This window comes from Facivitalis istanbulensis, from assembly GCF_040560405.1.
GTDB classification, from domain to species: Bacteria; Pseudomonadota; Alphaproteobacteria; order Sphingomonadales; family Sphingomonadaceae; genus Sphingomonas; species Sphingomonas istanbulensis.
On sequence record NZ_JAVSCQ010000005.1, the window covers coordinates 12,636 to 35,904 of the forward strand.

General features: G+C 66.3%; 25 protein-coding genes and 1 tRNA gene. 15 read left to right on the top strand and 11 right to left on the bottom strand.

Features of this window, described 5'->3' with window-relative positions; all coding sequences use genetic code 11:
• Nucleotides 1-51: 51 nt before the first annotated feature.
• The gene (locus tag RN629_RS05035; RefSeq protein WP_407034184.1) at nt 52-2,835 is read left to right on the top strand and encodes a TonB-dependent receptor domain-containing protein; all 2,784 of its coding nucleotides are present in this window, start codon (nt 52-54) and stop codon (nt 2,833-2,835) included.
• A gap of 5 nt (nt 2,836-2,840) precedes the next feature.
• Here the strand turns inward: RN629_RS05035 and RN629_RS05040 are convergent, their stop codons facing one another.
• Both RN629_RS05040 and RN629_RS05045 read right to left on the bottom strand, forming a co-directional pair.
• On the bottom strand, nt 2,841-3,755 hold the full coding sequence (locus tag RN629_RS05040; protein WP_407034185.1) for a LysR substrate-binding domain-containing protein: 915 nt from the start codon (nt 3,753-3,755) through the stop codon (nt 2,841-2,843).
• A 290-nt stretch (nt 3,756-4,045) separates the two neighbouring features.
• Nucleotides 4,046-4,122 (bottom strand) — tRNA-Arg (locus RN629_RS05045).
• Nucleotides 4,123-4,205: 83 nt separating this feature from the next.
• Here RN629_RS05045 and RN629_RS05050 point away from each other — a divergent pair.
• Both RN629_RS05050 and RN629_RS05055 read left to right on the top strand, forming a co-directional pair.
• Nucleotides 4,206-4,940, top strand: a complete 735-nt coding sequence (locus RN629_RS05050) for a queuosine precursor transporter (RefSeq protein WP_407034186.1) — start codon at nt 4,206-4,208, stop codon at nt 4,938-4,940.
• Nucleotides 4,937-5,353: a GNAT family N-acetyltransferase gene (locus RN629_RS05055; RefSeq protein WP_407034187.1), complete on the top strand. Its 417-nt coding sequence runs from the start codon at nt 4,937-4,939 to the stop codon at nt 5,351-5,353. Before RN629_RS05050 ends, RN629_RS05055 begins: the two co-directional genes overlap by 4 nt.
• 99 nt (nt 5,354-5,452) lie before the next feature.
• Here RN629_RS05055 and purQ read toward each other — a convergent pair whose 3' ends face one another.
• From purQ to purC, 3 genes are read right to left on the bottom strand one after another with little or no spacing between them, the layout of a single operon-like run.
• The gene (gene purQ, locus RN629_RS05060; protein WP_407034188.1) at nt 5,453-6,121 is read right to left on the bottom strand and encodes a phosphoribosylformylglycinamidine synthase subunit PurQ; all 669 of its coding nucleotides are present in this window, start codon (nt 6,119-6,121) and stop codon (nt 5,453-5,455) included.
• The gene (gene purS / locus RN629_RS05065) at nt 6,121-6,351 is read right to left on the bottom strand and encodes a phosphoribosylformylglycinamidine synthase subunit PurS (RefSeq protein WP_175313981.1); all 231 of its coding nucleotides are present in this window, start codon (nt 6,349-6,351) and stop codon (nt 6,121-6,123) included. The genes purQ and purS overlap by 1 nt, the downstream gene beginning before the upstream one ends.
• On the bottom strand, nt 6,351-7,130 hold the full coding sequence (gene purC, locus RN629_RS05070; protein ID WP_407034189.1) for a phosphoribosylaminoimidazolesuccinocarboxamide synthase: 780 nt from the start codon (nt 7,128-7,130) through the stop codon (nt 6,351-6,353). Before purC ends, purS begins: the two co-directional genes overlap by 1 nt.
• Before the next feature lie 278 nt (nt 7,131-7,408).
• Between purC and RN629_RS05075 the strand changes: the two genes are divergently transcribed.
• From RN629_RS05075 to RN629_RS05090, 4 genes are all read left to right on the top strand, one after another.
• On the top strand, nt 7,409-7,798 hold the full coding sequence (locus RN629_RS05075) for a hypothetical protein (protein WP_407034190.1): 390 nt from the start codon (nt 7,409-7,411) through the stop codon (nt 7,796-7,798).
• Nucleotides 7,799-8,036: 238 nt separating this feature from the next.
• Complete coding sequence (locus tag RN629_RS05080) at nt 8,037-9,209, top strand: GGDEF domain-containing protein (RefSeq protein ID WP_407034191.1); 1,173 nt, start codon at nt 8,037-8,039, stop codon at nt 9,207-9,209.
• Nucleotides 9,210-9,468: 259 nt separating this feature from the next.
• Nucleotides 9,469-11,721, top strand: coding sequence for a DNA topoisomerase IV subunit A (gene parC, locus RN629_RS05085; RefSeq protein WP_407034192.1), 2,253 nt, complete (start codon nt 9,469-9,471; stop codon nt 11,719-11,721).
• 158 nt (nt 11,722-11,879) lie between these two features.
• Nucleotides 11,880-13,472 carry a putative bifunctional diguanylate cyclase/phosphodiesterase gene (locus tag RN629_RS05090; RefSeq protein ID WP_407034193.1) on the top strand — a complete coding sequence of 531 codons (1,593 nt, stop codon included), beginning with the start codon at nt 11,880-11,882 and terminating at the stop codon, nt 13,470-13,472.
• On the opposite strand, the gene RN629_RS05095 is transcribed toward RN629_RS05090, so the two are convergent.
• From RN629_RS05095 to RN629_RS05110, 4 genes are all read right to left on the bottom strand, one after another.
• Nucleotides 13,463-14,620: a CCA tRNA nucleotidyltransferase gene (locus RN629_RS05095; RefSeq protein WP_407034194.1), complete on the bottom strand. Its 1,158-nt coding sequence runs from the start codon at nt 14,618-14,620 to the stop codon at nt 13,463-13,465. The two genes, RN629_RS05090 and RN629_RS05095, sit on opposite strands and share 10 nt — an antisense overlap.
• A complete protein-coding gene (locus RN629_RS05100) occupies nt 14,617-15,201 on the bottom strand; it encodes a CoA pyrophosphatase (protein WP_407034195.1) in 585 nt (194 codons plus the stop codon). The genes RN629_RS05095 and RN629_RS05100 overlap by 4 nt, the downstream gene beginning before the upstream one ends.
• Nucleotides 15,198-15,770: a DUF1285 domain-containing protein gene (locus tag RN629_RS05105; RefSeq protein WP_407034196.1), complete on the bottom strand. Its 573-nt coding sequence runs from the start codon at nt 15,768-15,770 to the stop codon at nt 15,198-15,200. Before RN629_RS05105 ends, RN629_RS05100 begins: the two co-directional genes overlap by 4 nt.
• A gap of 69 nt (nt 15,771-15,839) precedes the next feature.
• Entirely contained in the window at nt 15,840-16,352 is a 513-nt protein-coding gene (locus RN629_RS05110; RefSeq protein ID WP_407034302.1) for a GNAT family N-acetyltransferase, read from the bottom strand.
• Nucleotides 16,353-16,497: 145 nt separating this feature from the next.
• Between RN629_RS05110 and RN629_RS05115 the strand changes: the two genes are divergently transcribed.
• Nucleotides 16,498-16,869, top strand: a complete 372-nt coding sequence (locus RN629_RS05115; RefSeq protein ID WP_407034197.1) for a dihydroneopterin aldolase — start codon at nt 16,498-16,500, stop codon at nt 16,867-16,869.
• 2 nt (nt 16,870-16,871) lie between these two features.
• On the top strand, nt 16,872-17,159 hold the full coding sequence (locus RN629_RS05120) for a Rossmann fold domain-containing protein (RefSeq protein ID WP_407034198.1): 288 nt from the start codon (nt 16,872-16,874) through the stop codon (nt 17,157-17,159).
• Here RN629_RS05120 and RN629_RS05125 read toward each other — a convergent pair.
• On the bottom strand, nt 17,135-18,067 hold the full coding sequence (locus RN629_RS05125) for a hypothetical protein (protein WP_407034199.1): 933 nt from the start codon (nt 18,065-18,067) through the stop codon (nt 17,135-17,137). The two genes, RN629_RS05120 and RN629_RS05125, sit on opposite strands and share 25 nt — an antisense overlap.
• A 215-nt stretch (nt 18,068-18,282) precedes the next feature.
• Between RN629_RS05125 and RN629_RS05130 the strand changes: the two genes are divergently transcribed.
• From RN629_RS05130 to RN629_RS05150, 5 genes are all read left to right on the top strand, one after another.
• Nucleotides 18,283-18,963, top strand: coding sequence for an energy transducer TonB (locus RN629_RS05130; protein WP_407034200.1), 681 nt, complete (start codon nt 18,283-18,285; stop codon nt 18,961-18,963).
• 51 nt (nt 18,964-19,014) lie between these two features.
• Entirely contained in the window at nt 19,015-19,809 is a 795-nt protein-coding gene (locus RN629_RS05135) for a MotA/TolQ/ExbB proton channel family protein (protein ID WP_407034201.1), read from the top strand.
• A 103-nt stretch (nt 19,810-19,912) separates the two neighbouring features.
• Nucleotides 19,913-20,386 carry an ExbD/TolR family protein gene (locus tag RN629_RS05140; RefSeq protein ID WP_407034202.1) on the top strand — a complete coding sequence of 158 codons (474 nt, stop codon included), beginning with the start codon at nt 19,913-19,915 and terminating at the stop codon, nt 20,384-20,386.
• A 34-nt stretch (nt 20,387-20,420) separates the two neighbouring features.
• On the top strand, nt 20,421-20,846 hold the full coding sequence (locus RN629_RS05145; protein WP_407034203.1) for an ExbD/TolR family protein: 426 nt from the start codon (nt 20,421-20,423) through the stop codon (nt 20,844-20,846).
• 310 nt (nt 20,847-21,156) lie between these two features.
• A complete protein-coding gene (locus tag RN629_RS05150; RefSeq protein ID WP_407034204.1) occupies nt 21,157-21,501 on the top strand; it encodes a tetratricopeptide repeat protein in 345 nt (114 codons plus the stop codon).
• Nucleotides 21,502-21,825: 324 nt separating this feature from the next.
• Here the strand turns inward: RN629_RS05150 and dcd are convergent, their stop codons facing one another.
• Nucleotides 21,826-22,380 carry a dCTP deaminase gene (gene dcd / locus RN629_RS05155; protein ID WP_407034205.1) on the bottom strand — a complete coding sequence of 185 codons (555 nt, stop codon included), beginning with the start codon at nt 22,378-22,380 and terminating at the stop codon, nt 21,826-21,828.
• A gap of 126 nt (nt 22,381-22,506) precedes the next feature.
• Between dcd and RN629_RS05160 the strand changes: the two genes are divergently transcribed.
• Complete coding sequence (locus tag RN629_RS05160) at nt 22,507-23,268, top strand: MerR family transcriptional regulator (protein WP_407034206.1); 762 nt, start codon at nt 22,507-22,509, stop codon at nt 23,266-23,268.
• The last annotated feature ends 1 nt before the right edge of the window (nt 23,269 follow it).

The following is a 23,269-nucleotide window of genomic DNA, read 5'->3' on the forward strand; positions in this document are numbered from 1 at the left end:
AAAGTCTATGTCATTATGATTGCATTCAGGGGAGAAAAAGGGAGCATTGTAATGCGGGGGGAATGGGTCGCGCACTGGCTGGCGGGTGCGGGGATGGTAACGCTGGCGACCGCAGGCAGCGCGATAGCGCAGGACCTGCCCACCAGCGCTCCGGCGGCGGGGGCATCGGATGAGATCACCGTCCTGGGATCGCGCATCCCGCGCGTGCAGAAGGAAGGCCCCGCGCCGGTCACCGTCGTCACCTCGGAAGATATCCTGAAGGGCGGCTTTCTCAGTGTGCCCGACGTGCTACGCAGCCTGACCCAGAACAGCGGCGACACCCAGGGACAACAAAGCGCCTCGGGCGCCAGCTTCAGCCCTGGTGCGCAACAGGTCGACCTTCGCGGCCTAGGACCCAACCACACGCTGGTCCTGGTCAACGGCCGCCGCATCGCCGACTTTCCCCTGCCGTTTCAGGGCAACAGCAACTTCACCGACATTTCCAACATCCCGGTCGGCCTGATCGACCGGGTCGAGGTGCTGAGCGGCAGTGCCTCGGCGATCTACGGGTCGGATGCGATTGCGGGCGTCGTCAATTTCCAGCTGAAGACCAGGGCCGATGGCACCCGGATCGACATGCGCTATAGCGATACCGACCATGGCGGCGGCGCGGCCTATCGGTTGATGGCGACGACCGGCTGGGAAACCGGCGGCTTCCACGGTGTCGCCGGGATCGAATATCTGAACCAGCGCCCCTTGTGGCAATATCAGCGCAAGCGGCAGGATTCGACCGCCGACAACCCGACCACCGCCGCCCCGCTGGCGCAGCGAACCTTCCTGCGGTCCGACGAGAATACGAACTATCTCGATCCGGGCCAGGCGACGTGCAGTGTGCTGTCCTCGCTGAACCAGGGCACGACCTATTACGCCGACCGCCGCCGTTACGGCCGTTTCTGCGGTAGCAACGAGTCGGTTGCCTATGGCACGATACTTTCGGAGCGCAAGTCGCTCACCGCCTACAGCTCCATGGGCTACGACCTGGGCGGCGGCACCGAACTGTTCGCCGACCTGCAATTTAGCGTGTCGAAGCTGAACCTCTTCCGCCGGGTGAAAAGCTGGTATTACGTATCCCCCGCCGGGAATGAAGAGGGCACCTTCTTCAATCCCAACCTCTCCCCTGACGCGACCGACAGCGGGCTGCAACTCGACAACTGGACGCGCCAGTTCACACCCGAGGAGATGGGCGGATTTCAAAACGGCATGACCCGTAACCGGTCGATCACCTTCAACATCACGCCCGGCATCCGAGGTCAGTTCGGCCAGAACAACAAATGGAAATACGAGGTATCGCTCAACCACGCGCAATATGATTCGCGCGTCACCTTCCCCGAAATCGTCATCTCGAAATCGAACGCGCTGTTCCTGGGGCAGCAGCAGGGGGTCGATCCTGCGACCGGCTATGCGATCTTCAACGCCGATGCACGCCGCCTCTACACGCCGCTGACCCCGCAGGAATACCGCTCGATCTCGGTCGATTCGCTCTATCGCCCGCGCTCGTGGACCGACACGCTGTCCGCGTCGCTCAACACGACCGACCTGTTCCAGCTGCCCGCCGGACCGGTCGGCTTCGCGCTGGTCGCGGAGGCGGGCAAGCAGGGTTATGAACTGCGCCCCGATCCGCTGGCGCTGACCAATCATTATGTCGGGCTGGTCGATTCGGACGGCAGCGGGTCGCGCAGCCGCTGGGGGCTGGGCTATGAATTCCGCGTGCCGGTGCTGTCGTTCCTGCAACTGAGCACGGCCGGTCGTTACGATTCCTTCCACATCGCCGACAACACCTTCGGCCGCTTCACCTATAATATCGGCGGCGAGTTGCGCCCGACCCGGCGACTGTTGCTGCGTGCCGCCTATGGCACCGGCTTCCGCGCGCCCGACCTCAATTATGTCTTCCGCGGGCCGGGCAACACCCATCCTTCCGCGACCGATTATTATCTGTGCCGGACCAAGGAGCCGAACGAGACGATCGGCGATTGCAGCTATGCCGACCAGACCATCATCGCCCGCAAGGAAGGCAATCGTCAGCTTCGGCCCGAAACCTCGACCTCGTTCAATGGCGGGGTGGTGTGGCAACCGTCGAGCCGGATCGACGTGTCGATCGATTATTTCCGGGTCAAGATGAAGAACCAGGTGCTCGATATCAGCATCGACTCGGTCTTGCGTAACGAATCGCAGTGCCAGGCGGGCGGCAATCTCGACCCGTCCTCACCCACCTGTCGCGACGCCATCGCGCGCGTGGTCCGCTATGCCAGCGGCGCGCTGGCCGGCCGGTTACAGGCGGTGAAGGTCAACCCGATCAACGTCGCGGAGGAAACCACCGACGGCATCGACATCGCCGCCAATTTCCGTCTGCCAACCGCCGCGATCGGCGACTTCACCCTGTCGGGCGGCTATACCTATGTCTTCAACCACACGGTTCGACAGTATCCGGGCGATCCGGTCATCAACAAGTTCGCGGTCGACAGCAATTTCGACATTCCGCGCGAAAAGGGCACTGCCAGCCTGACCTGGAGCCTGGGCGATTTCTCGACCACGCTCACCGGAATGCGGCTGGGCAAGCTGCCCAATTACGACCAGAATAGCTTCATCAAGGCAAGCTATCTGTTCAACCTGTCGGCGCGCTACGACCTGACCGAACGCCTACGCGTGACCGGGACCGTCACCAACCTGTTCGACCAGGCTCCGATCCACGATGCGACCTATGCGTCCTATCCCTATTACGACATTTCGTGGTTCGACGGGATCGGCCGCAGCTATGCCGTGCAGCTGACGTGGAAGATGGGCGGCAAGCCGCTCTGATCCTCCTACGCTTCCGCCCTGGCTTCATCCAGCAGCCAGTGGCGGAAGCGGTCGAACAGGGGGCTGTGGCTGCTGCTGCGCGGCCATACGAGATAATAGGCTTCGCGGGCGCTGAGCGTGATATCGACCGGTGTCACCAGCGCCCGCGATTCCAGTTCCGGCCGGATCAGGAAGGACGGGACCAGTGCCATGCCCATTCCCGCCGCCGCCGCATGGGCCAGCATCAGGAAGTGTTCGTAGACCGGTCCGTCGCCGATCACGGCATCGGCCATTCCGGCAGCGGCGAACCAGCGGCTCCACGCATCGGGCCGTGCCTCCAGCGACAACAGCATATGCGGCAACAGGTCGGCAGGCGTCGCCACCGGGTGGCGCGCCAGCCAGGCGGGCGAGCAGACGGCCACCACATCCTCGTGGAACAGCAGCGCATGGTCCGCGCCGGGCCAGTCGGGCAGGCCGAAATGGATCGCGGCATCGAACCGCTCCTCGGCGAAATCGAAGGGATAGGAGCGCGCGGCGAAGTTCACCAGCAATTCGGGGTGCCGCGCGGTCAGCCCCGGCAGACGCGGCGCCAGCCAGCGCATCCCGAAACTGGGTAGCGTGGCAATGGTCAGCGCGCGGTCGGCGACCGGGGTCAGGAACCGCCGCGTGGCGCTGCGCAACCGTTCGACCGCCGGTGCCACCGCCTCGGCATAAGCGAGCGCCGCCGGAGTCGGCGTCACCCGCCGCCCACGCCGCTCGAACAGCGGCACCCCGAGCCAGTCCTCCAGCAACGCGATCTGGCGACTGATCGCACTTTGGGTCAGCGCCATGCGCTGTGCCGCGCGGGAAAAGCTGCTGGTTTCCACCGCCGCCAGGAAACTGGCGAGCGCGGGCAACGGCGGCAACTCGCGACGGTGAATGTCGTGATGATCGTTGGGCATGAAGGGCGGACCGGATCCGGTGGCATTGCGTCAGGCCGAACGCTGACATCCCACGTCTGAAACAGCAAGGAAATCATGCCGGGAGCGCATCAGGGCCGAGATACAACCAGTGAGCGGCTGCCGGTTTCGCGAACATCAAGAGAGATGTTTGTGGAACCGAAGGTATGAATGACGGTGCCCCGAAGTTCACAGGCTTCATCGTGTTTTCGCCACTTCATGATGGCGTTCGGTGCCGATTACTTCCGGCGGCCTGCGGCAGAATTCGCGTGAATCCGCGGCTGTTTTCAATATGGCGCGCCCGGAGGGATTCGAACCCCCGACCGAGGAGGTAGAAGCTCCTTGCTCTATCCAACTGAGCTACGGACGCGCGGATGGCCGCGTCCCTAGCGTGGTTTGCAGCCCAAGGGAATGGCGATAAACACCGGGCGATCGGTGTGTTGGGGACAGGATATGGGCGCGGAACGGGTGGTTGCGGCGCGGGATATGGGGCGCGAGGCGTTTCGCTGGTTCGATTTCGTCATGGCGGCCTTCGTCACCATCCTGCTGCTCTCCAACGTCATCGGCGCGGGCAAGGTCGCGGTCATCACCCTGCCGCTGGTGGGCGCGTGGCCGTTCGGCGCGGGTATCCTGTTCTTCCCGCTCAGCTATGTGATCGGCGACGTGCTGACCGAGGTCTATGGCTATGCCAGGGCGCGGCGGGTGATCTGGGCGGGGACGGTGGCGGTGCTGTTCATGGCGTTCATGAGCTTCGTCGTCGTCGCGCTGCCGCCCGCGCCCAGCTGGACTAACCAGGCGGCCTATGAAGTCATCTTCGGCCAGGTGCCGCGCATCGTCTTCGCCAGCGTCTGCGCCTTCTGGGCGGGCGAGTTCACCAATGCCTATGTCATGGCGCGGATGAAGGTGTGGACCGGCGGGCGGCATCTCTGGTCGCGCACCATCGGATCGACGCTGGTGGGGCAGGGGGTGGACAGCCTGATCTTCTATCCGCTCGCCTTCTGGGGCGCGGTCGGCTGGACGCCGCATCTGGTGATCGTGGTGCTGTTCACCCAATGGGCGCTGAAAGTGGGATGGGAAGTGCTGCTGACCCCGGTGACCTATCTGATCGTCGGCTGGCTGAAGCGCGCCGAGGGCGTGGACGTGTTCGACGAGGGGACGGACTTCACGCCGTTCCGCGCGCGAGTGTGAGCCGGGTTCGCCTGGCATTTTGCGAGCGGACCGAGGCCGATCCGGTGCGCGGCCGGGTGCCCATGCTGCGATACGACATCGTGGCGGACGGGGACCGGGTCGGGGAGATCGTGCTCCGGCTGGGAAAGACCGATCATCTGCGGCGATATGGCGGGCAGTTGGGCTATCGGGTGCGTCCCGACGCGCAGCGAAGGGGGCATGCGACGGCGGCGGTGAGGTTGCTCCGGCCGATCGCGGTGGCGCAGGGTTTCGATGCGTTGTGGGTGACCTGTCGGCCGGACAATGTCGCATCGCGGCGGGTGCTGGAGAAGGCCGGGGCGGTCTTTGTCGAGGCGGTGACGGTGCCCGGGGATAGCGATCTGTTCGCGCGAGGGGACCGGGTGATGTGTCGCTATCGGCTCGCGCTTCCCTGATCCGGGTTTCGCGCGGGGATATGAAAAAGGGGACGCGCATGGCCTCGCGTCCCCTTTTTCGGATGTCGTCCCATGACCAGGGGCCTTGGGGAGAAAGGGTTAGGCCCCGACCATCTCCAGCAGCCCCTCGAACAGGCGGCGGCCATGGTCGCCGCCATGCGCGGCCTCGATCCGGCGTTCGGGGTGCGGCATCATGCCCAGCACGTTGCGCTTCTCGTTCAGGACGCCCGCGATGTTGCGGGCCGAGCCGTTGACGTCCTCGGCATAGCGGAACGCCACCCGGCCTTCGCCGTCCAGCCGGTCGAGCGTGTCGGCATCCGCGAAGTAATTGCCGTCATGATGTGCGACCGGAATGCGGATCGTCTCGCCCTGCTTGTAAAGCCGCGTAAAGGCGCTGTCGGTGGTGGCGACCTCCAGATCGACGTCGCGGCACACGAAGTTGAGCGAGCGGTTGCGCATCAGCGCGCCCGGCAGCAGCCCGGTCTCCGCCAGCACCTGAAAGCCGTTGCACACGCCGAATACCGGCGTCCCCTTGTTCGCCGCATCCACGACCGCGCGCATGATCGGCGAGCGGGCCGCGATCGCGCCGCAGCGCAGGTAATCGCCATAGGAAAAACCGCCGGGTACGCCGATCAGGCCCAGCCCCTCGGGCAGTTCGCTGTCGCCGTGCCAGACCATGGCCGGCTTGACGCCCGTCACCGCCTCCAGCGCGACGGCGAGGTCGCGGTCGCAGTTCGAGCCCGGAAAGACGATCACGGCGGTCTTCATCAGGCGCGCTCCACCCGGTAATTCTCGATCACGGTGTTGGCGAGCAACTGGCGGCACATCTCGTCGATCTGCGCGTCGGTCGTCTCGTCGGCGACCTGCATCTCGATCAGCTTGCCCGCGCGCACGTCATCGACGCCCGCGAAGCCCAGGCTACCGAGCGCGTGCTGGATCGCCTTGCCCTGCGGGTCGAGCACGCCGGGCTTCAGGGTGACGAAAATCTTCAGCTTCATTACTTGCCCCGGCTCTTGCGATGTTCTTCCAGGTCGAGGACGGCGGTGTCGCCACCTTCGGGCAGCAGGCCCAGACGGCGTGCCACTTCCTGATAGGCCTCCACCTCGCCGCCCAGGTCACGCCGGAAGCGGTCCTTGTCGAGCTTCTCGTTGGTGGCCATGTCCCACAGACGGCAGCCATCGGGGCTGATCTCGTCGGCCAGGATGATCCGGCCGAAATCATTGTCCCAGACGCGGCCGAATTCGAGCTTGAAGTCGACCAGGCGGATACCGATCGCGGCGAACATGCCGGACAGGAAGTCGTTCACGCGGATCGCCAGATCGGCGATGTCGTGCATTTCCTCCTGGCTGGCCCAGCCGAAGCAGGCGATATGCTCGTCGGTGACCATGGGGTCGCCCAGCGCATCGTCCTTGTAATAATATTCGATGATCGTGCGGGGCAGCTTGACGCCCTCTTCGATCCCGAGGCGCTTGGACAGCGAGCCCGCCGCGACGTTACGCACCACGACCTCGATCGGCACGATCTCGACCTGGCGGATCAACTGCTCGCGCATGTTCAGGCGGCGGATGAAGTGGGTCGGCACGCCGATATGGTCGAGCATGGTGAAGACATGCTCGGAGATACGGTTGTTGAGCACGCCCTTGCCGTTGATCGTGCCCTTTTTTTGGGCGTTGAACGCGGTGGCGTCGTCCTTGAAATACTGGATCAGCGTGCCGGGCTCGGGGCCCTCGTACAGGATCTTGGCCTTGCCTTCGTAGATTTGGCGGCGGCGAGCCATGCGGCGGTCCCCTGAAATGAGTACAGCCCCGGTGCCCCCATGCTGAGGCCCGAGGCGGGATGGCGGGCCCTATAATGGATGGATGGCGGCGGCGCAATGGAGCTGGGCATTTGGGTGTCAGCCAATGCGCCGAACGGAGTGGCGGGATTACATCGCCGTCATTTCAGGTCCATGATGGATGTTACTTGGTCATGTGATTAAAATCCTGCAAGGTTTCAAGTATAGGAAACCGATCCTTCCAGTCATGGGTTTTGTCTGTGCTTGCAAAGGAGATGGTCATGAGCAAGGTGATGGTCGGAATTGTTGGTGGGGCGTTGATGCTGATGGCGGGAACTGCCGAGGCGCGGTCCGCGCAAGTGGCACAGTCGTCGCAGATCTGGGAGCAGGCGCATGTGCCGCTGGCCAATGGCCTGGAGGCCATTGCCGTGGTGAGGAACGGCCAGGCCGAGCGCACCGTCGCCTGTCGCGATACGGCCGATGTCGTTGCCGCTTTCCGGCCCGAGGTCATCGCCTTCGCCCCGGCGCATAATGCCAGGGGCAGGGCAGTGACCGACGAAGAGGTGGCAGGGGTCGAAACCCTGACGCCGGTCGCCTTCCAGAACTGCACGGTGGCGGCGGGCGATCATTTCAACCGGGATGTCGCCAAGGCGCAGGCGACTCGATCATAAGCGGCCGTCCATTCCCCGTCGGGGATGGGCGTGAGGAAGCGGGGGCGGCGCATGGCGTGTCCCCGCCCTTCGCCCCACCCGCATTCGGCGGCCACGGCGGCGTCGCGCTATTCATGGTTCTCCCGCATTTATAGTTCTCTCGGGCGCGCGTTTGCGCTAGGGCCGCCCCATGCCGGCTGTGACGCAGGGTCGGCCATGAAACAGGGTCATCCAGACGACGGGCGAGACGACGGGCATCATGCCGCAAGCCACTTTGCCATTGCTGATGAACGCGATGGTCGCATCGATGTTCATCATGACCTTCCTGGTCATTGCATGGCTCAATCCCTCTGCGCGGGGCAGCCGCTGGTTCGCGCTGAGCTATGGCGTGGGCGTGCTGGAGCCGTTGTTGCGGCTGTCGGTCGTGGCGGGGGCGGATCAGGCTGTGGTTCAGATCCTGGCACCGTGCGTCTTCCTGATCGGACTGACCCTGATGTCGCCCGCCATGTCGCTGTTCCACGGGCGGCGACCGCGATGGGGTCTTTGTGCAGCGATCGTCCTGCCCGGCATCGCCTATTATGTCTTCCGCAGCCGCATGCCGAGCGGCTGGTTCTGGTATGAAGGGGTCTATCACGGCTTTTTCGCCGCGAGCATGGTGCTGTGCGGCGTCACGACCCTGTTGGATGCGCCCCGGACCGCGATGCACCGGGCGCTGGCGATGGTCTTCTTTTTTGCTGGCCTGCAATTCCTGTCCAAGACGGTGATCGCCTATCGCTTCGACACCAGCCTGATCGATCAGAATTATGCGGGATCGCTCTATGCTGTCTTTTCGCAGACCAGCGCCGGAGTGCTGCTCGTCGCGGCGGGGCTTCTCATCCTGATCTCGGTGCTGCAATCAGTGGTGCAGACGCATCACGATCAGGCGCGGATCGATCCGCTGACCGGCTTGCCCAATCGCCGGGCGCTCCATGAAGCCTATGAGAAACGTGACCTGGCCGGCGCCTCGGTGGTGCTGATCGATATCGATCACTTCAAGGCGGTCAATGACCGGTTGGGCCATGATCGCGGCGATGCGGTGTTGCGCGCGGTGTCCGATTGCCTGGACCGTACGCGGCCCGCCAACGCGTTGCTGGCGCGGATCGGCGGCGAGGAATTCGCGCTGCTGCTCCCCAACAGCGTCGGGGAGACTGCGCGGCTGATCTGCGAGGGCATGCGCCTGTCGGTCGCCGACCTGGCGCTTCCCGATCTGCCGATGGTGACGATCAGCCTTGGCGTGGCCCCGATGAGGCCGGGCGAGGATCTGGCCGACGCGCTGCGCCGCGCCGACCGCCCGCTGTACGAGGCCAAGCGGACGGGCCGCAATCGCTGCGTCGTGGCCGACGCCGAAGAACGGCGGCCACGCCTGACGCTCGTGGAGGCGGTGGCTCCCTGATCTGCCGGACGCCCGCCGTCGCCCTGTCTGATCTTGCGCGAGCGGCGCTTCGCGAGATTGCATGGCAACTGCGCATGCGCGTCAGCATGGCCTTTTCGCGCCGGGGCGGATCGGCCGACGGGCGGCGGCGCGGCATCGATCTGGCTCGCTTCTGACCACCGGCGTGTCGCGCAGGGAACGGCCGTCAAGTGTGGTTTCGTTCCCGATTTGATCCGCCCGATTGCCCCTGCGCTTCGGGCTTGCTAGAAGCGGGGTACCCATGGCGATCGATCTCCGCGACAATCCTCCCGTCGGCATATTGGACGCACCGTTCGACAGTGCGCTGTCCGAGCGGTATCTCGTCTATGCGCTGTCCACGATCACCGCGCGTTCGCTGCCCGATGTGCGCGACGGCCTGAAGCCCGTGCACCGGCGGCTGCTCTGGGCGATGCGGCTGCTCAAGCTGGATCCGGCGGCGGGATACAAGAAATGCGCCCGCGTCGTCGGCGACGTGATCGGTAAATATCACCCGCATGGCGACCAGTCGGTTTACGATGCGATGGTCCGCCTCGCACAGGATTTCGCGCTGCGATATCCGCTGGTCGACGGGCAGGGCAATTTCGGCAATATCGATGGCGATAACGCCGCCGCCTATCGCTACACCGAGGCGCGGCTGACCCAGGTCGCGATCGACCTGATGGACGGCCTGGACGAAGATGCCGTCGCCTATCGCCCGACCTATAATGGCGAGGAGCAGGAGCCCGAGCTGTTCCCCGGGCTGTTCCCCAATTTGCTGGCCAACGGGGCAAGCGGCATCGCGGTCGGCATGGCGACCAGCATCCCGCCGCACAATGCCGCCGAACTGCTGGAGGCCGCGATCCTGCTGGTCGACCGGCCCGATGCGGACGACGACGCGATCCTCGCGCTGGTCAAGGGGCCGGACTTCCCCACGGGCGGCATCGTGGTCGATGCGCCCGCAATCCTGCGCGAAAGCTACACCACGGGGCGGGGCGGCTTCCGCGTCCGCGCCCGCTTCGAGGTCGAGCGCGAAAAGGGCGGCGGCTGGCAGATCGTGGTCAGCGAAATCCCTTACGGCGTCGCCAAGGGCAAGCTGATCGAACAGATCGCCACGCTTATCAACGACAAGAAGCTGCCGATCCTGGCCGATGTGCGCGACGAATCGGATGCGCAGGTCCGCATCGTGCTGGAGCCGCGCGCCCGCACCGTCGATCCGCAGGTGCTGATGGATGGGCTGTTCCGCTTCTCCGACCTGGAGACGCGGATCAGCCTGAACCTCAACGTGCTCGACAAGGAGCGCACGCCCCGCGTGATGTCCCTGCGCGAGGCGCTGGCGGCGTGGGTCGAACATCAGTTCGTGGTGCTGCGCCGCCGGTCCGAGCACCGGCTGGCCAAGATCGCCGACCGGATCGAGCTGCTCGACGGCTATCTGGTCGCTTATCTCAACCTCGATCGGGTGATCGAGATCATCCGTACCGAGGATGAGCCCAAGGCGGTGATGATCGCGGAATTCCGCCTGACCGATCGTCAGGCGGAGGCGATCCTCAACATGCGGCTCCGTTCGCTGCGCCGGCTCGAGGAATTCGAGATTCGCGGTGAGCGCGACAAGCTCGACAAGGAACGCGAGCAACTGACCCTGCTGCTCGGCTCGGAGGCGCGGCAGCGGACGCGGATGAAGAAGGATCTGGCGAGGATTCGCGACCGTTATGGTCCCGAAACCGCGCTGGGTGCCCGCCGCACGCTGATCGAGGAAGCCGCGCCGACCCGCGACATCCCGGTGGAGGCGATGATCGAGCGTGAGCCGATCACCGTCATCCTGTCGCAGCGCGGCTGGATTCGCGCGATGAAGGGGCATGTCGATCTCGCCTCGGCCGAGACGGCGAAGTTCAAGGAGGGCGATGGCCCCGCCTTCGCCTTCCACGCGCAGACCACCGACAAGCTGCTGCTGGCGGCGGCGAATGGGCGGTTCTTCACGCTGGCGGCGGACAAGCTGCCCGGTGGGCGCGGCTTCGGCGAGCCGGTGCGCGCGATGATCGATCTGGACGGATCGATCGGCATCGCCGGGTTCCTGCCCGCCACCCGCGCGGCCAGGCTGCTGGTCGCGGCGTCGGACGGGCGCGGATTCATCGTGCCGAGCGCCGACACCATCGCCGAGACGCGCAAGGGCAAGACGGTGCTGACCCCGCGCGCGGGCGCGAGCCTGAAGGTCGTCCGGCCGGTGGGGCCGGACGATGATTATGTCGCGGCGATCGGCGACAATCGCAAATTGCTGGTCTTCCCGCTGACCGAGTTCGTCGAACTGTCACGCGGCACGGGCGTCCAGCTTCAGCGCTATCGCGACGGCGGCTTGTCGGATGCGACGACCTTCGTGTTCAAGGACGGGCTCAGCTGGCCGATGGGGGGCGAGACCGGGCGCGTGCGGACCGAGGCCGATCTGTCGGCCTGGCGGACGGCGCGCGGGGCGGCGGGGCGGATGCCCCCGACGGGCTTCCCGCGCGACAACCGCTTCGACTGATCGAACAGGCTGATGGCGGCGCCGTTTCCGATCGAAATTTTAGGGGGTTTTAACGTTCGCGGCCTAGACGCGATGGTCAGATGGCTTCGATCGCAATACCTTTGCCGCAGACGGCGGAGCGGGATTCCGCGACCTTGACGTCGTGCGCGATCGGAATCATGGCCATTCCCGCGGCCGAGATCGCGATCGCCGACGGTTCGCCGGTCATCGTCCATGCCAATGCCGCGTTCCGCCGAGCCGGTCTGGACGACGAGCGGGGGCAGGCGATGCTCATGGGCGAATTGTCGCCGCGGATCATCGAATTCCTGCTGTCGGGTCGCGATTCGACCGAATTCCCGGTGGCGCTGGGCGATGTCATCGACTGCCGCTATTTCCGGGTCACGCTGACCCGGGCGGGTGAGGGGAGCGCAGAACGCTGCATCCTGATGCTGGTCGATCACACTGCCCAGCATCATACCGAGCGCAGCCTGCGGCGTGAGATGACGACGGACAGCCTGACCGGCCTGCCCAACCGGCAGGGTTTCGGCGATCTGATCGAGGCGATGATGGACGCGGGCGATCGCCACGCGGTGCTGGTCGTCGACCTGCACCGGTTCAGCCGCCTCAACGCCTGCATGGGCTCGCTGCTCGCCGACGAATTGCTCATCACGCTGGCGCGGCGGCTGAAGGGGACGCTGCGCTCGCGCGACGCGCTGGGGCGGATCGGCGGCAATGAATTCGGCGTCCTGATGAAGATCGACGGCGCCGAGGACGAGGCACATGTGCTGGCCGAGCGGATCGAGCGGGCCCTGGGCAACCCGTTCCGGCTGACCGATCATGAGGTGAATATCGAGGGGTCGGTGGGCATCGCCTTTGGCGGCGACCGGGACGGCGATGCCGAGGAACTGATCCGCCATGCCCAGTTCGCGGTGAAGCACGCCAAGGCGACGGGCCGGACCGAAGTCTATCATCCCCAGGCCTTCACCATCGCGCGGGCCCAGTTCGCGATGGAGACCGCGCTGCGCCGCGCGATCGAGCAGGAGCAACTGCACCTCGCCTATCAGCCGATCTGCGACCTGTCCTCGGGCCGGATCGTGTCGTTCGAGGCGCTGGCGCGGTGGCGCGATGCCGAGGGGCGGATGCAATCCCCGACCGATTTCATTCCGGTGGCCGAGGAATCGGGGCTGATCGTGCCGCTGGGCCGCTGGGCGGTGCAGCAGGCGGTGGCGCATCTGGCGCAATGGGACGCCCGGGCGGGCGGCAATTGCGGCGTGCGCATGTCGGTCAATGTCTCGGCGATCCAGTTGCACCGCGATGCGATCCCCACGCTGGTCGACCGGGTGCTGGCCGATCACGGCATGAAGGGTGACCGGCTGACGCTGGAACTGACCGAGAGCGCCATTGTCGGCGATCCCGACCGGGTGAGCACGATCATGGCCGCGCTCAAGGCGCTGGGCGTGACCGTGGCGATGGACGATTTCGGCACCGGCTATTCCAACCTCGCCTATCTGCAGAAGCTGCCGATCGACATCCTCAAGATCGATCGCAGCTTCGTGACCGGCATGTTGGCCGACCGCGACAAGATCGCGATCGTCCGCGCGATCCTGGGCCTGGCGCAGGCGCTGGGCATGAAGACCACGGCCGAGGGAATCGAGACGATCGAACTGGGCCAGACCCTTGCCGCGCTCGGCTGCACCTATGGACAGGGCTATGCCTATGCCAGGCCGCTCGAACCCGATGCGGCCTGGGCGATGATCGCGGCTCAGGCCTGAGCGACCGCCGCGTCGGCCAGCTGCGCGACGCGCGCGGGGCCGGGGAAATTCTCGGCGATCCACTGGGTCTCGATCGCGCGGAGCAGGCGCGCGACATCCGGTCCCTTGCGCACGCCCCGCGCGACCAGCGCCCCGCCGGTCAGCGGCAGGGCGGGCGGCGTCCAGTCGCGAATGGATTCGACCGACGCTCCCGCCAGCAACAGGCGATCGATCGCGACCACCAGTCCGACGCGATAGGCGAGCGCCTGCGGGCCTTCTTCGCCCGCGCCGGCGGTGGCGGCGATCAGGCGCTTGCGATCCGCATTGGACAGTTTCAGCCGCGCGCCGACCGGCTCGGCAGCGTCGGGCGGCAGCAGCGCGGCGAGGCGCCGGATCGGATCGGGCGCAATGCCCGCCGCCGCTTCCGCCTCGGCCAGTCGGGCCAGACGCGTGACCCCGGCCGTGTCGATCTCGGGGATGACCGCGCGGAAAATCCCCCGCTCGACCATCAGCGCGACGACGGGCACCGCGCGCGCGGCGACCAGCAGCTTCAGCAGTTCCGCCGCGATCCGTTCGCGCGACAGCGCCATCAGGTCGTTGGCGCGCGCGGTGCAGGCGGCGAGCCCGTCCGCATCGATCGTCTCGCCGAACCGCGCATGGAAGCGGAAGAAGCGCAGGATGCGCAGGTGATCCTCGGCGATCCGCTGCAACGCGTCGCCGATGAAGCGCACCCGCCCGGCTTCCAGATCGGCGAGGCCACCGAAATAGTCGTGAACGGCGCCGGTCGCGGGATCGACATAGAGCGCGTTCATCGTGAAATCGCGCCGCGCCGCATCTGCTCGCCAGTCATCGGTGAAGGCGACCACCGCGTGGCGGCCATCGGTGGAGACGTCGTGGCGCAGCGTCGTCACCTCGACCGGCCCCTCGGGCAGGATGGCGGTGACGGTGCCGTGCGCGATGCCGGTCGGCACCGCCTTCAGCCCGGCGGCCCTGATCCGTTCGACCACGGTCTCGGGGGGCAGGGGCGTCGCCAGGTCGATATCGGCCACCGGCTGGCCGAGCAGCCCGTCGCGCACCGCGCCGCCGACGAACCGGGCGTCCAGCCGCTCGGCCAGCGCCAGCAACGCGGTTCGGCCCGCCCAGGGCGGGGTCGCCAGCGTCGCCGTCATTGCAGCCGCCGCGAGAGGTTGACGATCATGGCCGCCGTCGCGCCCCAGATCCGTCGTTCGTTCCATAAGATCTCGTAATAATGGCGGGTCTGGCCGTTCCACGGCACGCTGACCCGGCGATGATGCTCGGGATTGAGAAGATAGGCGAGGGGAACCTCGAACAGGCTGGCGACCTCCGCCTCGGCGGGGCGCAGCGCCAGGTCGGGCGGGATGACGCCCAGGACCGGGGTGACGTCAAAGCCGGTGACGGTGCGATAGCGATCGGTCGTGCCCACCACCGTGACCGCGCGCGGCGGCAGGCCGATTTCCTCATCCGCCTCGCGCAGGGCGGTGGCGATCAGGTCGGTGTCGCCCGGATCGGCGCGGCCGCCGGGAAAGGCGACCTGCCCGGCATGGTGGCGCAGCGTCTCCGTCCGCTGGGTCAGCATGATGCCGGGCTCGGGCCGGTCGGTGACGGCGACCAGCACGGCGGCCGCGGTAGGCCCGTCGATGATGTCGGCCAGTCGGCTGTCGTCGCCGGTCAGCAAGGGCGCGGCGGGCGCGCGCGCCATCGCCCGTGCCAGCCTTTCGGCCAGCGTCATGCCGGATCCGGTGCGATCAGCGGGAAAAAGACGCCGTCGCTCCACACTCCCGGCGGCTCATGATCCTCGGCCAGCGCGCGTTCGGCGAGTTCGTAATAGACCGGCCGCGCCAGCAGCGCCTCCAGCCCGTCGCGCACGTGCAGATAGGGGCGGGGGGCATCCGCGCCCTGCTCGATGCGCAGCGCATGGTCGGGGCCGGCGGCGACCAGATCGCCGGTGTTGAGCTGGAACACCAGCCGCGCGTCGGTGCCGTCGCCCTCGGCCTTCAACGCGGTGGCGACGAAGGGCGCGTCCTCGACCGCGATGTCGAGCTTCTCGACCGGCGTGACCAGGACATGGCGCCCATCCTGCTCCCGCCGGAGGATGGAGGAGAAGAGGCGGACCATGGCCGGACGACCGATCGGGCTGCCCTGATGATACCAGGTGCCGTCGCGCGCGATCCGCATCTCGCTATCGCCGCAATGGGTGGGGTGCCATTGCGATACGGGAGGAAGCGTCTGCGCCGCCATCGCCTGCACGATGTCGGAGAGGCTGAGCGAGGACAGGTCTGGGGGTGGCGCCATCGGCATGATCGTCCCGAGTTAGGGACGGACGCCCGGCCCGTAAAGGCTCGGAACGCGGATAAGGCGGGCCGGACCCTATGCGTCGGGCAAATCCGGGCCCAGCATCCCCGCCTCGTCCGGAACGCCCGCGCCCAGCGCCAGCAGGCGATGCCGCTCGACCGGGCCGGGCAGCCGCCACGCGCCGGTGCGATCGGCGGAGAAGCCGAAGAAGCGCCCATAATAATCCGGGTCGCCGATCAGCATCATCGCATCGGCCAGCCCCTGCGTGCGCGCGGCGGTGAGCATATGGTCGATCAGGCGGCGGCCGATGCCGTCACCCTGCCGTTCGGGGGCGACTGCGACCGGCCCGACCATGACGAGCGGATAACGCTGCCCGTCATCGCCGTGCAGCACGACTGGCCAGCACTGGATCGAGCCGGTCAGCGTGCCGTCGCGCTCGACGATCGCGAAGCTCAGTTCGGGGATCGCGCGCGTCGCGCCGCGCACCTTATAGGCGGTGCGCGCCTGCCGTCCCGGGGGGAAGGCGCGGTCGAGCAACGCTTCGACCGCAGGGGGGGCGATCGTGTCGAGCGGCACTGGGGCAGTGATGATGGTCACGCGGGGCAGGGTCCGATGCGCGAAGGAGGGGCGGGCGCGCCCTTAACGCGCCTGACGCGCGATGCAAGCGCGACGGAGAGCGAGTGGCGTTCGCGCGGGCCTTTCGCTGGCCGCCCGCTCTGCTAAAGGCGACGGGATGGAAGACCGTCTCCAGCTCGAAGTGCACGACCTCGAAGTGCAGGTTCTGACCGGCATTTACTCCGAGGAAACACACCTGCCGCAACCGTTGCGGATTTCGTTGACCGTCGATCTCGACTGTCCCGCGCATTATACGCCCGACACGCCGCTGACCGAGTCGAAAAATTATCTCGACCTGAAACATGCCGCGACGGTGCTGCCCGAAGGCGTGCATTTCACGCTGATCGAAGGGGTTGCGGATCATATCTGCGACACGCTGTTCGTCCAGGACCGGCGCGTGCGGCGGGTGCAGGTGAAGATCGTGAAGCTGGCCATCGCCGAAGAGGGCGAGGCGATCGGCATCACCCTGGTCCGTTACCGGCGCGACTGATCGTGAACGCGCGCCGCCTGGATATCGCCCCCGACGCCGATCCGCGCGTCGCGGTGGCGGCGAATCCCGGCGTAGACCTGGTCCTGGTGCTGTTGCCGGGGCGCGACCCGGTGGCGCAGGCGATGGCGGAAGCGGCGATTGCCCCGCTCGCCATCGCCGCGGCGCCCGCCGCGCGAATCAATGCGGTGCTGCCCGAGGCCGGAGCCGTCGCGGCGGACGTGGCGGCGGCGGTCGCCTATCTCGCCGCCGCGCATGCCGTGACGGGTCAGTCGCTGGTCGTCACCGCCTGACGCGTGCGCCCGCACGCGCCCAGCTTCTGCATCACGAACTGATAATCCTCGCGCGCCGCCTGGGCATTGTCGGGCGATAGCGACGCGGTGCTGTGCTCGGGCAGCGAATCGGGCAGCGCGCAGGCCAGCCGATACCAGAGCAGCGTGTCGCGCGCGGGCGGCGCGGCCGATTCGTCGACGATCTCGCTCAGCGCCACGGCATAGCGCCGGTCCTGGCCCGGACGACGCAGCACCGACAGCGACACGGGGCGGTTGTTGGCGGTGGTCAGGAAAATCTGGGTCTCGCCTTCGCCCGGCAGGCTGCTCGGCACATAAAAGGCATTGCCGATGCCGGTGATGACCGGCGGCGCATCGGGTGACAGGGCATCGCGTGCGATGGTCCGGCTGCGCGCCTCGCTATCGGGCGTCCAGGGCAGTTGCGCGTCGGGGGCGATCAACTGAAGCTGGTCGGCGGCATTGGGCACGCGCCGCGCATAGATCAGGACACGCATCTTGCGCAGCTTCGGTGCGCGGCCGCGCGCATCGGTCTCGGCATCGAACAGATAGCCGATTCGTTCGGGCAGCCCCCCCGATCCGCGGATCAGCGTGCCGACATCGGCCTCGACATAGAGCCGCTGGTGTCCCGGCGCGACGCCCATCGCCTCGGCGCCCTTGATCGGCGTGGTCGAGCGGATGGTGACATCGGCGATCACCGGCGCGGACAGCACCAGATCGGCCAGATCGGCATAGCCGGGGCCGGACGGCGCGACCATGGCAGGCTGGTCCGCCGGGGCTGATCCCGCCTGCATCCATGCGGGCATGATGGTGGCGGACAGGGGCGCGGCGGACAGGGGCCCGGCAGGCAGGGGCATCACCGCGATCGCCAGCGTCCAGGCACAGGTGCGAAAGGCGTTGGGCACAGATTTCATCGCTTCGCGCTACTCCTCGCATTATTAACGGTACAGAAATAATTTCGTCATCGCGCTATTGTACGTTTATTACGTCCGACAAACTGATTGCGCCGCGCCAGCCGTGACGATAGGGTCCAAGGCTCTGCCGCATGCCCGAAGAGCATGGCAGGAGTTTCCCACGTCCCCACGCTACGGCGAGGCGAAACTGGCAGACTGAGGAGTTTCGTTGCTGAATGGCCTATACTGACCAGAAGATGTCCGGGGGCAAGGTGGTCGCGATCGTTATCGTCGTGCTCATCCACGCAGCCCTGGGCTACGCCTTCGTCACGGGACTGGCATACCAGTACGTGAAGAAGGCGACCGAAAAGCTCGACACGTTCAACGTGGAAGAGCCGCCGCCCCCACCCCCACCGGATGAACCGCCGCCCCCGCCGCCGGAGCAGCCCAACCTGCCTCCGCCGCCGACCACGGTGGTGACGCCGCCGCCGATCGTGAACGTGCCCTCGCCGGCGCCCACGATCTCGACGACGAGCATCATCCCGCTGAGCCAGCCGACCGCGCCGCCGGCCCCGCCTGCGCCGCCGGCTCCGCCTGCGCCGCCGCCCGCTCCGACCGTCTCAAAGGCGGCCGGTCTGCGCGGTAACCCGGGCCAGTATTTCGGTCCCGACGCCTATCCGCCCTCGGCCCAGCGCGAAGGCGCGGAAGGCCGTGTGTCGGCCAAGCTGACGATCGGCACCGATGGTCGCGTGACCGACTGCTCGATCCTGTCGGGCAGCGGCAACCGGGCCCTGGATGATGCGACCTGTCGTATTTCCAAGGCACGCGTGCGGTTCACCCCGGCACAGGACGCAGCGGGCAACCCGATTGCTTCGTCCTACACGCTTAACATCCGTTGGCAGTTGCCACAGGAATAACGGCTAAAAGCCGATCCAATCTAACGCTTTAGTCAGAGGACCTAACCAACCATGCTCACCACCATCCTCGCCGCGGGCGGCGCTGCGGCCGGTGCCGAAAATCCGTACGGTCTCGGCCAGGCTCTGAAAGAGGGCGGCCTCATCTCGCAGTCGGTGTTCACCATCCTCTGCTTGATGTCGATCGTCTCGTTCTACATCCTGTTCTCGAAGCTGTTCGAGCAGCAGAAGATCATCAACCAGGCCAAGCGCGTCCGTCAGGGCTTCTGGTCGTCGAACTCGCTGCGCGAAGGTGCGGCCAAGCTCGAGAAGAACTCGGCCTACAAGCAGATCGTCGACGACGGCCTGGCCGCTCAGGACCAGCATGCGAAGCTGACCGATCCGGTCGAGGCGCATGACTGGCTGCACGGTTCGCTGGAGCGTTCGGAAGCCGCGATCAACTCGAAGCTGGGCGGCGGTCTCGCCTTCCTCGCGACGGTCGGTGCGACCGCGCCGTTCATCGGCCTGTTCGGTACGGTTATCGGCATCTACCGCGCGCTCATCAAGATCGGCTCGTCGGGCCAGGCGTCGATCGACGCCGTCGCGGGTCCGGTCGGTGAAGCGCTCATCATGACCGCGCTGGGTCTCGTCGTCGCCGTTCCGGCGGTGCTGGCCTATAACTGGCTGCAGCGTCGCAACAAGGGCATCGCCGAAGACCTGTCGGCCTTCTCGAACGACGTGCTGGGCTTCCTGGCGTCGAACGGCGCCGTCCGTCCGGCGGCTGCCGGTGCGGCCAAGCCGGCCGCCGTCAAGGCGACCCCGGCGACGACCACCGCCGGTCAGGCTGGTGGCGTTCAGACCCGCGCCTGAGCTTAAGGGGACGGGGCGGCCCGGCCTTCGGGTCGGCCGCCCCGTCACCCCCCGCCGCTCCGTTCGGGGCGGCGATAGAATGCATGGATAGGATAGCTCTCTCATGGCGATGAGCGTTGGCGGTGACTCCGCCGAGAAACCGATGTCGGAGATCAACACGACGCCCCTCGTGGACGTCATGCTGGTGCTCCTCATCATCTTCCTGATCGCGGTTCCGGTCGTGATTCAGACCGTTCCGCTGAAGCTGCCGAGCGTTCGCTTCGATCCGACGACGACGAAGCCGGAGAACGTGTCGCTGTCGGTGACCAGCGAGAATGGCCAGTGCAAGGTGTATTGGGGTCTGAGCCCCGTCACCTCGGACGAGCTGCGGAACAAGGCGGTCGACAAGCTGAAGGCAGAGATCGAACGTCTCGGGCCCAACATCACGCCCGACCAGCTGCCCGAAGCGCATATTCGCGGCGACGTGAATACGCCGTATCGGTGCATTGGCGGCACCATCTACACGATGCAGCAGGCGGGTTTTGCCCGCGTCGGCTTCATCTCCGAGCCGCCTCCCGGCGGCAACCCCCGCGCCTGATCGGCCGGGCGGACAGAATAGGAGTTAGCACGCCATGGCAATGAGCGCCGGATCCGATGATGGCGAGCCGATGATGGACATGAACACGACGCCGTTGATCGACGTCATGCTCGTGCTCCTCATCATGTTCATCATCACCATCCCGATCCAGACTCACGCGGTGAAGGTCGACCTGCCGGTCAACTCGAAGACCAACACGCCGATCGTGAATTCTGAAAAGAACAAGGTCGGTATCGACGCCGCCGGGACGGTCACCTGGAACGGTGCGCCGGTCGACGAGGTGACGCTGCGCCAGTATCTGGATCAGACCAAGGCCATGAACCCCGAGCCGGAACTGCACTTCCAGCCGGCCCCCGACGCGAAATATGCCAAGGTCGACGAGATCCTGGCGGTCATCAAGCGTTCGGCGGTAGGCAAGCTCGGCTTCATCGGCAACGAGCAATATCGCAACGATTTCTGATCGATCCGATCAGAGCGTTACCGGAATAGGGCGGTCCCACAGGGGCCGCCCTTTTTCGTTGGGACAAGAAGGGTAGCGTTGGCGATCCCGCTCCGGGGCAAGACGCGACGTTGTCATATGGCACCGGCATCCGGCCCGGACCACGCTATCGGTATCGTAAGACAGGGTGCCGGATGGATTGCTTTTCTACGGTCGTCTTTCGGACTCATCCGGCTTGATGCGTCTTTCGCCTCTTGCGGACGTTTCATAAAAATGACAACTTAAAGTCATAAAAATGAAACATAGGAGATGGATGATGCGTGGAGTGGCAATGGCTTTGCTTGTGGCGGCGGCGGGCATGGCGGCCCCGGCCATGGCCCAGACAGTCTGGCCGCAGCCGACGGGGTATCAGGAAATTGCCGCAGGTCGCCTCGCCGCGGCGGAGCGCACCTTGCTTCAGGAACGTCGGGTGAACCCGGACAGCCCCGAATTGATGCTCAATCTCGCCGCCGTCTATGCCCAGACGGGACGAGCGACCGAAGCGCGGGCGTTGTATGACGCCGTGCTGGGCGAAAAGCCAATCGCGATGGACATGCCATCGGGCGCGGTCCTGTCGTCGCACAGCGTTGCCCGGACGGGCGTGCACCGGCTGAATCAGATGGTCGCGGCGCGATAAGGACAGGCGAGCATGTCCGGGCCGAGATGGCGGTTCGGACAAGGTCCGATGGCGGCGCGGTGCTTGGGCTATCCCATCGACGTTCAATGCCACCGGCTTCGAATGACGGACGCTGGCATGACTCGGCCAATGACATCGCGGGGTGGGGCTGCGCACCGGACGGCCGCCATGGGCTCCCCGCCGATCATAACGATCAGGGGGCGGTCATCGCCTTCGCCGAAGGATCTTGCGGCCGTTCGGCTGGATATCGGGTCGCCAACCGCCGGGGGCTGACGCGCGCGGCTCGGATATGGCCCGCCTGCTGTGTTGCCCGATCTGCGGCTTTCAAAGCCGCGGTAAGGTGACCCCGCGCTGTCCCATATATTTGCCCGCGCGGTCGGCATAGCTGACCTCGCAGGGTTCGTTCCCCTTGAGGAACAGGAACTGGCACGCGCCCTCATTCGCGTAGATCTTGGCGGGCAAGGGCGTGGTGTTGGAGAATTCCAGCGTCACATGTCCTTCCCAACCGGGTTCCAGCGGCGTGACATTCACGATGATGCCGCACCGCGCATAGGTCGACTTGCCCAGGCAGATGACCAGCACGTCGCGCGGCACACGGAAAAACTCGACCGTCCGGGCCAGTGCGAAGCTGTTGGGCGGGATGATGCAGACATCGGTCTTGCGATCGACGAAGCTGTTCGACGCGAAATCCTTGGGATCGACGACCGCGCTGTCGACATTGGTGAAGATCTTGAACTCGTCCGCCACCCGCGCGTCATAGCCATAGGAGGACAGACCATAGCTGATGCAGCCATCGCGGCGCTGATTCTCGACGAACGGCTCGATCATCCCCTGGGTCTGCGCGGCTTCGCGAATCCAGCGGTCGGACAGGATCGACATCTTCATTTCCTTCAGGTTTGGCCGCTCATCGCCGGATCGTGGGGGCAGGGCAAGGGGGCAGCCGCCAGAAAGGGGCTTGCGGTTGACGCTGCGTCAAGCGGTACGGTCGCGCCATGACCAGCATGATTGACATTGCCGGGATCGCGCGCCACCGGCCTCAGCAGCCGGGCGCTGCGATTTTATGAAGCACGCGGGCTGATCCGGCCGCTGCGCAGCGAGGGCGGGCGGCGCATCTTCGGCGCGGGCGAACTGGAGCGGCTGCACGCGATCGTCGCGTTGAAGCGGGCGGGCTTCACCCTGGCCGCGATCGGGCGGATGCTCGACCGGCCCGATGCGCGGCTCGGCCCGATGATCGCCGCGCAGCGCGCCGTGGTCGAGGCGCAGCAGGTGGTCTTGGCGGACACCGCCGCGCTGCTCCGCTCCATCCAGTCCCGCATCGATGCCGGCGAGCGCATCGACGTCGCGACCCTGTGCTCGCTGATACGAAAGGGAAACGCCATGACGACGACCCAGTGGAAGGCGGTGGTCGACCGCCATTTTACGCAGGACGAGCAACGGCATTGGGCTGAGCGGATGGCCACGCTGGCGCCGGACTTCGACCTGGATGCCTATCAGGCGCAATGGGCCGAGCTGGGGCAGCGGATCGCGATCGCCTTGCCGCTCGATCCCGATGCAGAGGCCGCGAGGGGCTTCGTTCGCGAATGGTTCGCGCTGCTCGCGCCGTTCCGGGCGGTCGCGACGCCGGAGATGTGGGCGGGGGCGACCCGCCTCCATGCCGATCGTGCGGCGTGGGACGGGCAGGAGGATCCCGGCTTCCCGGCCCAAGTCTGGCAGTTCATCCAGCAGGCCGAGACCGCGATGCGCGCCCGTGGCGAGGCGCCGGGATGAC

Bases quoted from the DNA above. Each gene is read 5' to 3' on its own strand.
- RN629_RS05040 (WP_407034185.1), bottom strand. From the start codon at position 3,755: ATGCCCAACGATCATCACGACATTCACCGTCGCGAGTTGCCGCCGTTG.
- RN629_RS05035 (WP_407034184.1), top strand. From the start codon at position 52: ATGCGGGGGGAATGGGTCGCGCACTGGCTGGCGGGTGCGGGGATGGTA.
- RN629_RS05135 (WP_407034201.1), top strand. From the start codon at position 19,015: ATGCTCACCACCATCCTCGCCGCGGGCGGCGCTGCGGCCGGTGCCGAA.
- RN629_RS05095 (WP_407034194.1), bottom strand. From the start codon at position 14,620: ATGACGGCGACGCTGGCGACCCCGCCCTGGGCGGGCCGAACCGCGTTG.
- purS (WP_175313981.1), bottom strand. From the start codon at position 6,351: ATGAAGCTGAAGATTTTCGTCACCCTGAAGCCCGGCGTGCTCGACCCG.
- RN629_RS05090 (WP_407034193.1), top strand. From the start codon at position 11,880: ATGGCCATTCCCGCGGCCGAGATCGCGATCGCCGACGGTTCGCCGGTC.
- purC (WP_407034189.1), bottom strand. From the start codon at position 7,130: ATGGCTCGCCGCCGCCAAATCTACGAAGGCAAGGCCAAGATCCTGTAC.
- RN629_RS05130 (WP_407034200.1), top strand. From the start codon at position 18,283: ATGGCCTATACTGACCAGAAGATGTCCGGGGGCAAGGTGGTCGCGATC.
- RN629_RS05145 (WP_407034203.1), top strand. From the start codon at position 20,421: ATGGCAATGAGCGCCGGATCCGATGATGGCGAGCCGATGATGGACATG.
- purQ (WP_407034188.1), bottom strand. From the start codon at position 6,121: ATGAAGACCGCCGTGATCGTCTTTCCGGGCTCGAACTGCGACCGCGAC.
- RN629_RS05125 (WP_407034199.1), bottom strand. From the start codon at position 18,067: ATGAAATCTGTGCCCAACGCCTTTCGCACCTGTGCCTGGACGCTGGCG.
- RN629_RS05080 (WP_407034191.1), top strand. From the start codon at position 8,037: ATGCCGCAAGCCACTTTGCCATTGCTGATGAACGCGATGGTCGCATCG.
- RN629_RS05150 (WP_407034204.1), top strand. From the start codon at position 21,157: ATGGCTTTGCTTGTGGCGGCGGCGGGCATGGCGGCCCCGGCCATGGCC.
- RN629_RS05140 (WP_407034202.1), top strand. From the start codon at position 19,913: ATGGCGATGAGCGTTGGCGGTGACTCCGCCGAGAAACCGATGTCGGAG.
- RN629_RS05105 (WP_407034196.1), bottom strand. From the start codon at position 15,770: ATGCCGATGGCGCCACCCCCAGACCTGTCCTCGCTCAGCCTCTCCGAC.
- RN629_RS05100 (WP_407034195.1), bottom strand. From the start codon at position 15,201: ATGACGCTGGCCGAAAGGCTGGCACGGGCGATGGCGCGCGCGCCCGCC.
- dcd (WP_407034205.1), bottom strand. From the start codon at position 22,380: ATGTCGATCCTGTCCGACCGCTGGATTCGCGAAGCCGCGCAGACCCAG.
- RN629_RS05075 (WP_407034190.1), top strand. From the start codon at position 7,409: ATGAGCAAGGTGATGGTCGGAATTGTTGGTGGGGCGTTGATGCTGATG.
- RN629_RS05115 (WP_407034197.1), top strand. From the start codon at position 16,498: ATGGAAGACCGTCTCCAGCTCGAAGTGCACGACCTCGAAGTGCAGGTT.
- parC (WP_407034192.1), top strand. From the start codon at position 9,469: ATGGCGATCGATCTCCGCGACAATCCTCCCGTCGGCATATTGGACGCA.
- RN629_RS05050 (WP_407034186.1), top strand. From the start codon at position 4,206: ATGGGCGCGGAACGGGTGGTTGCGGCGCGGGATATGGGGCGCGAGGCG.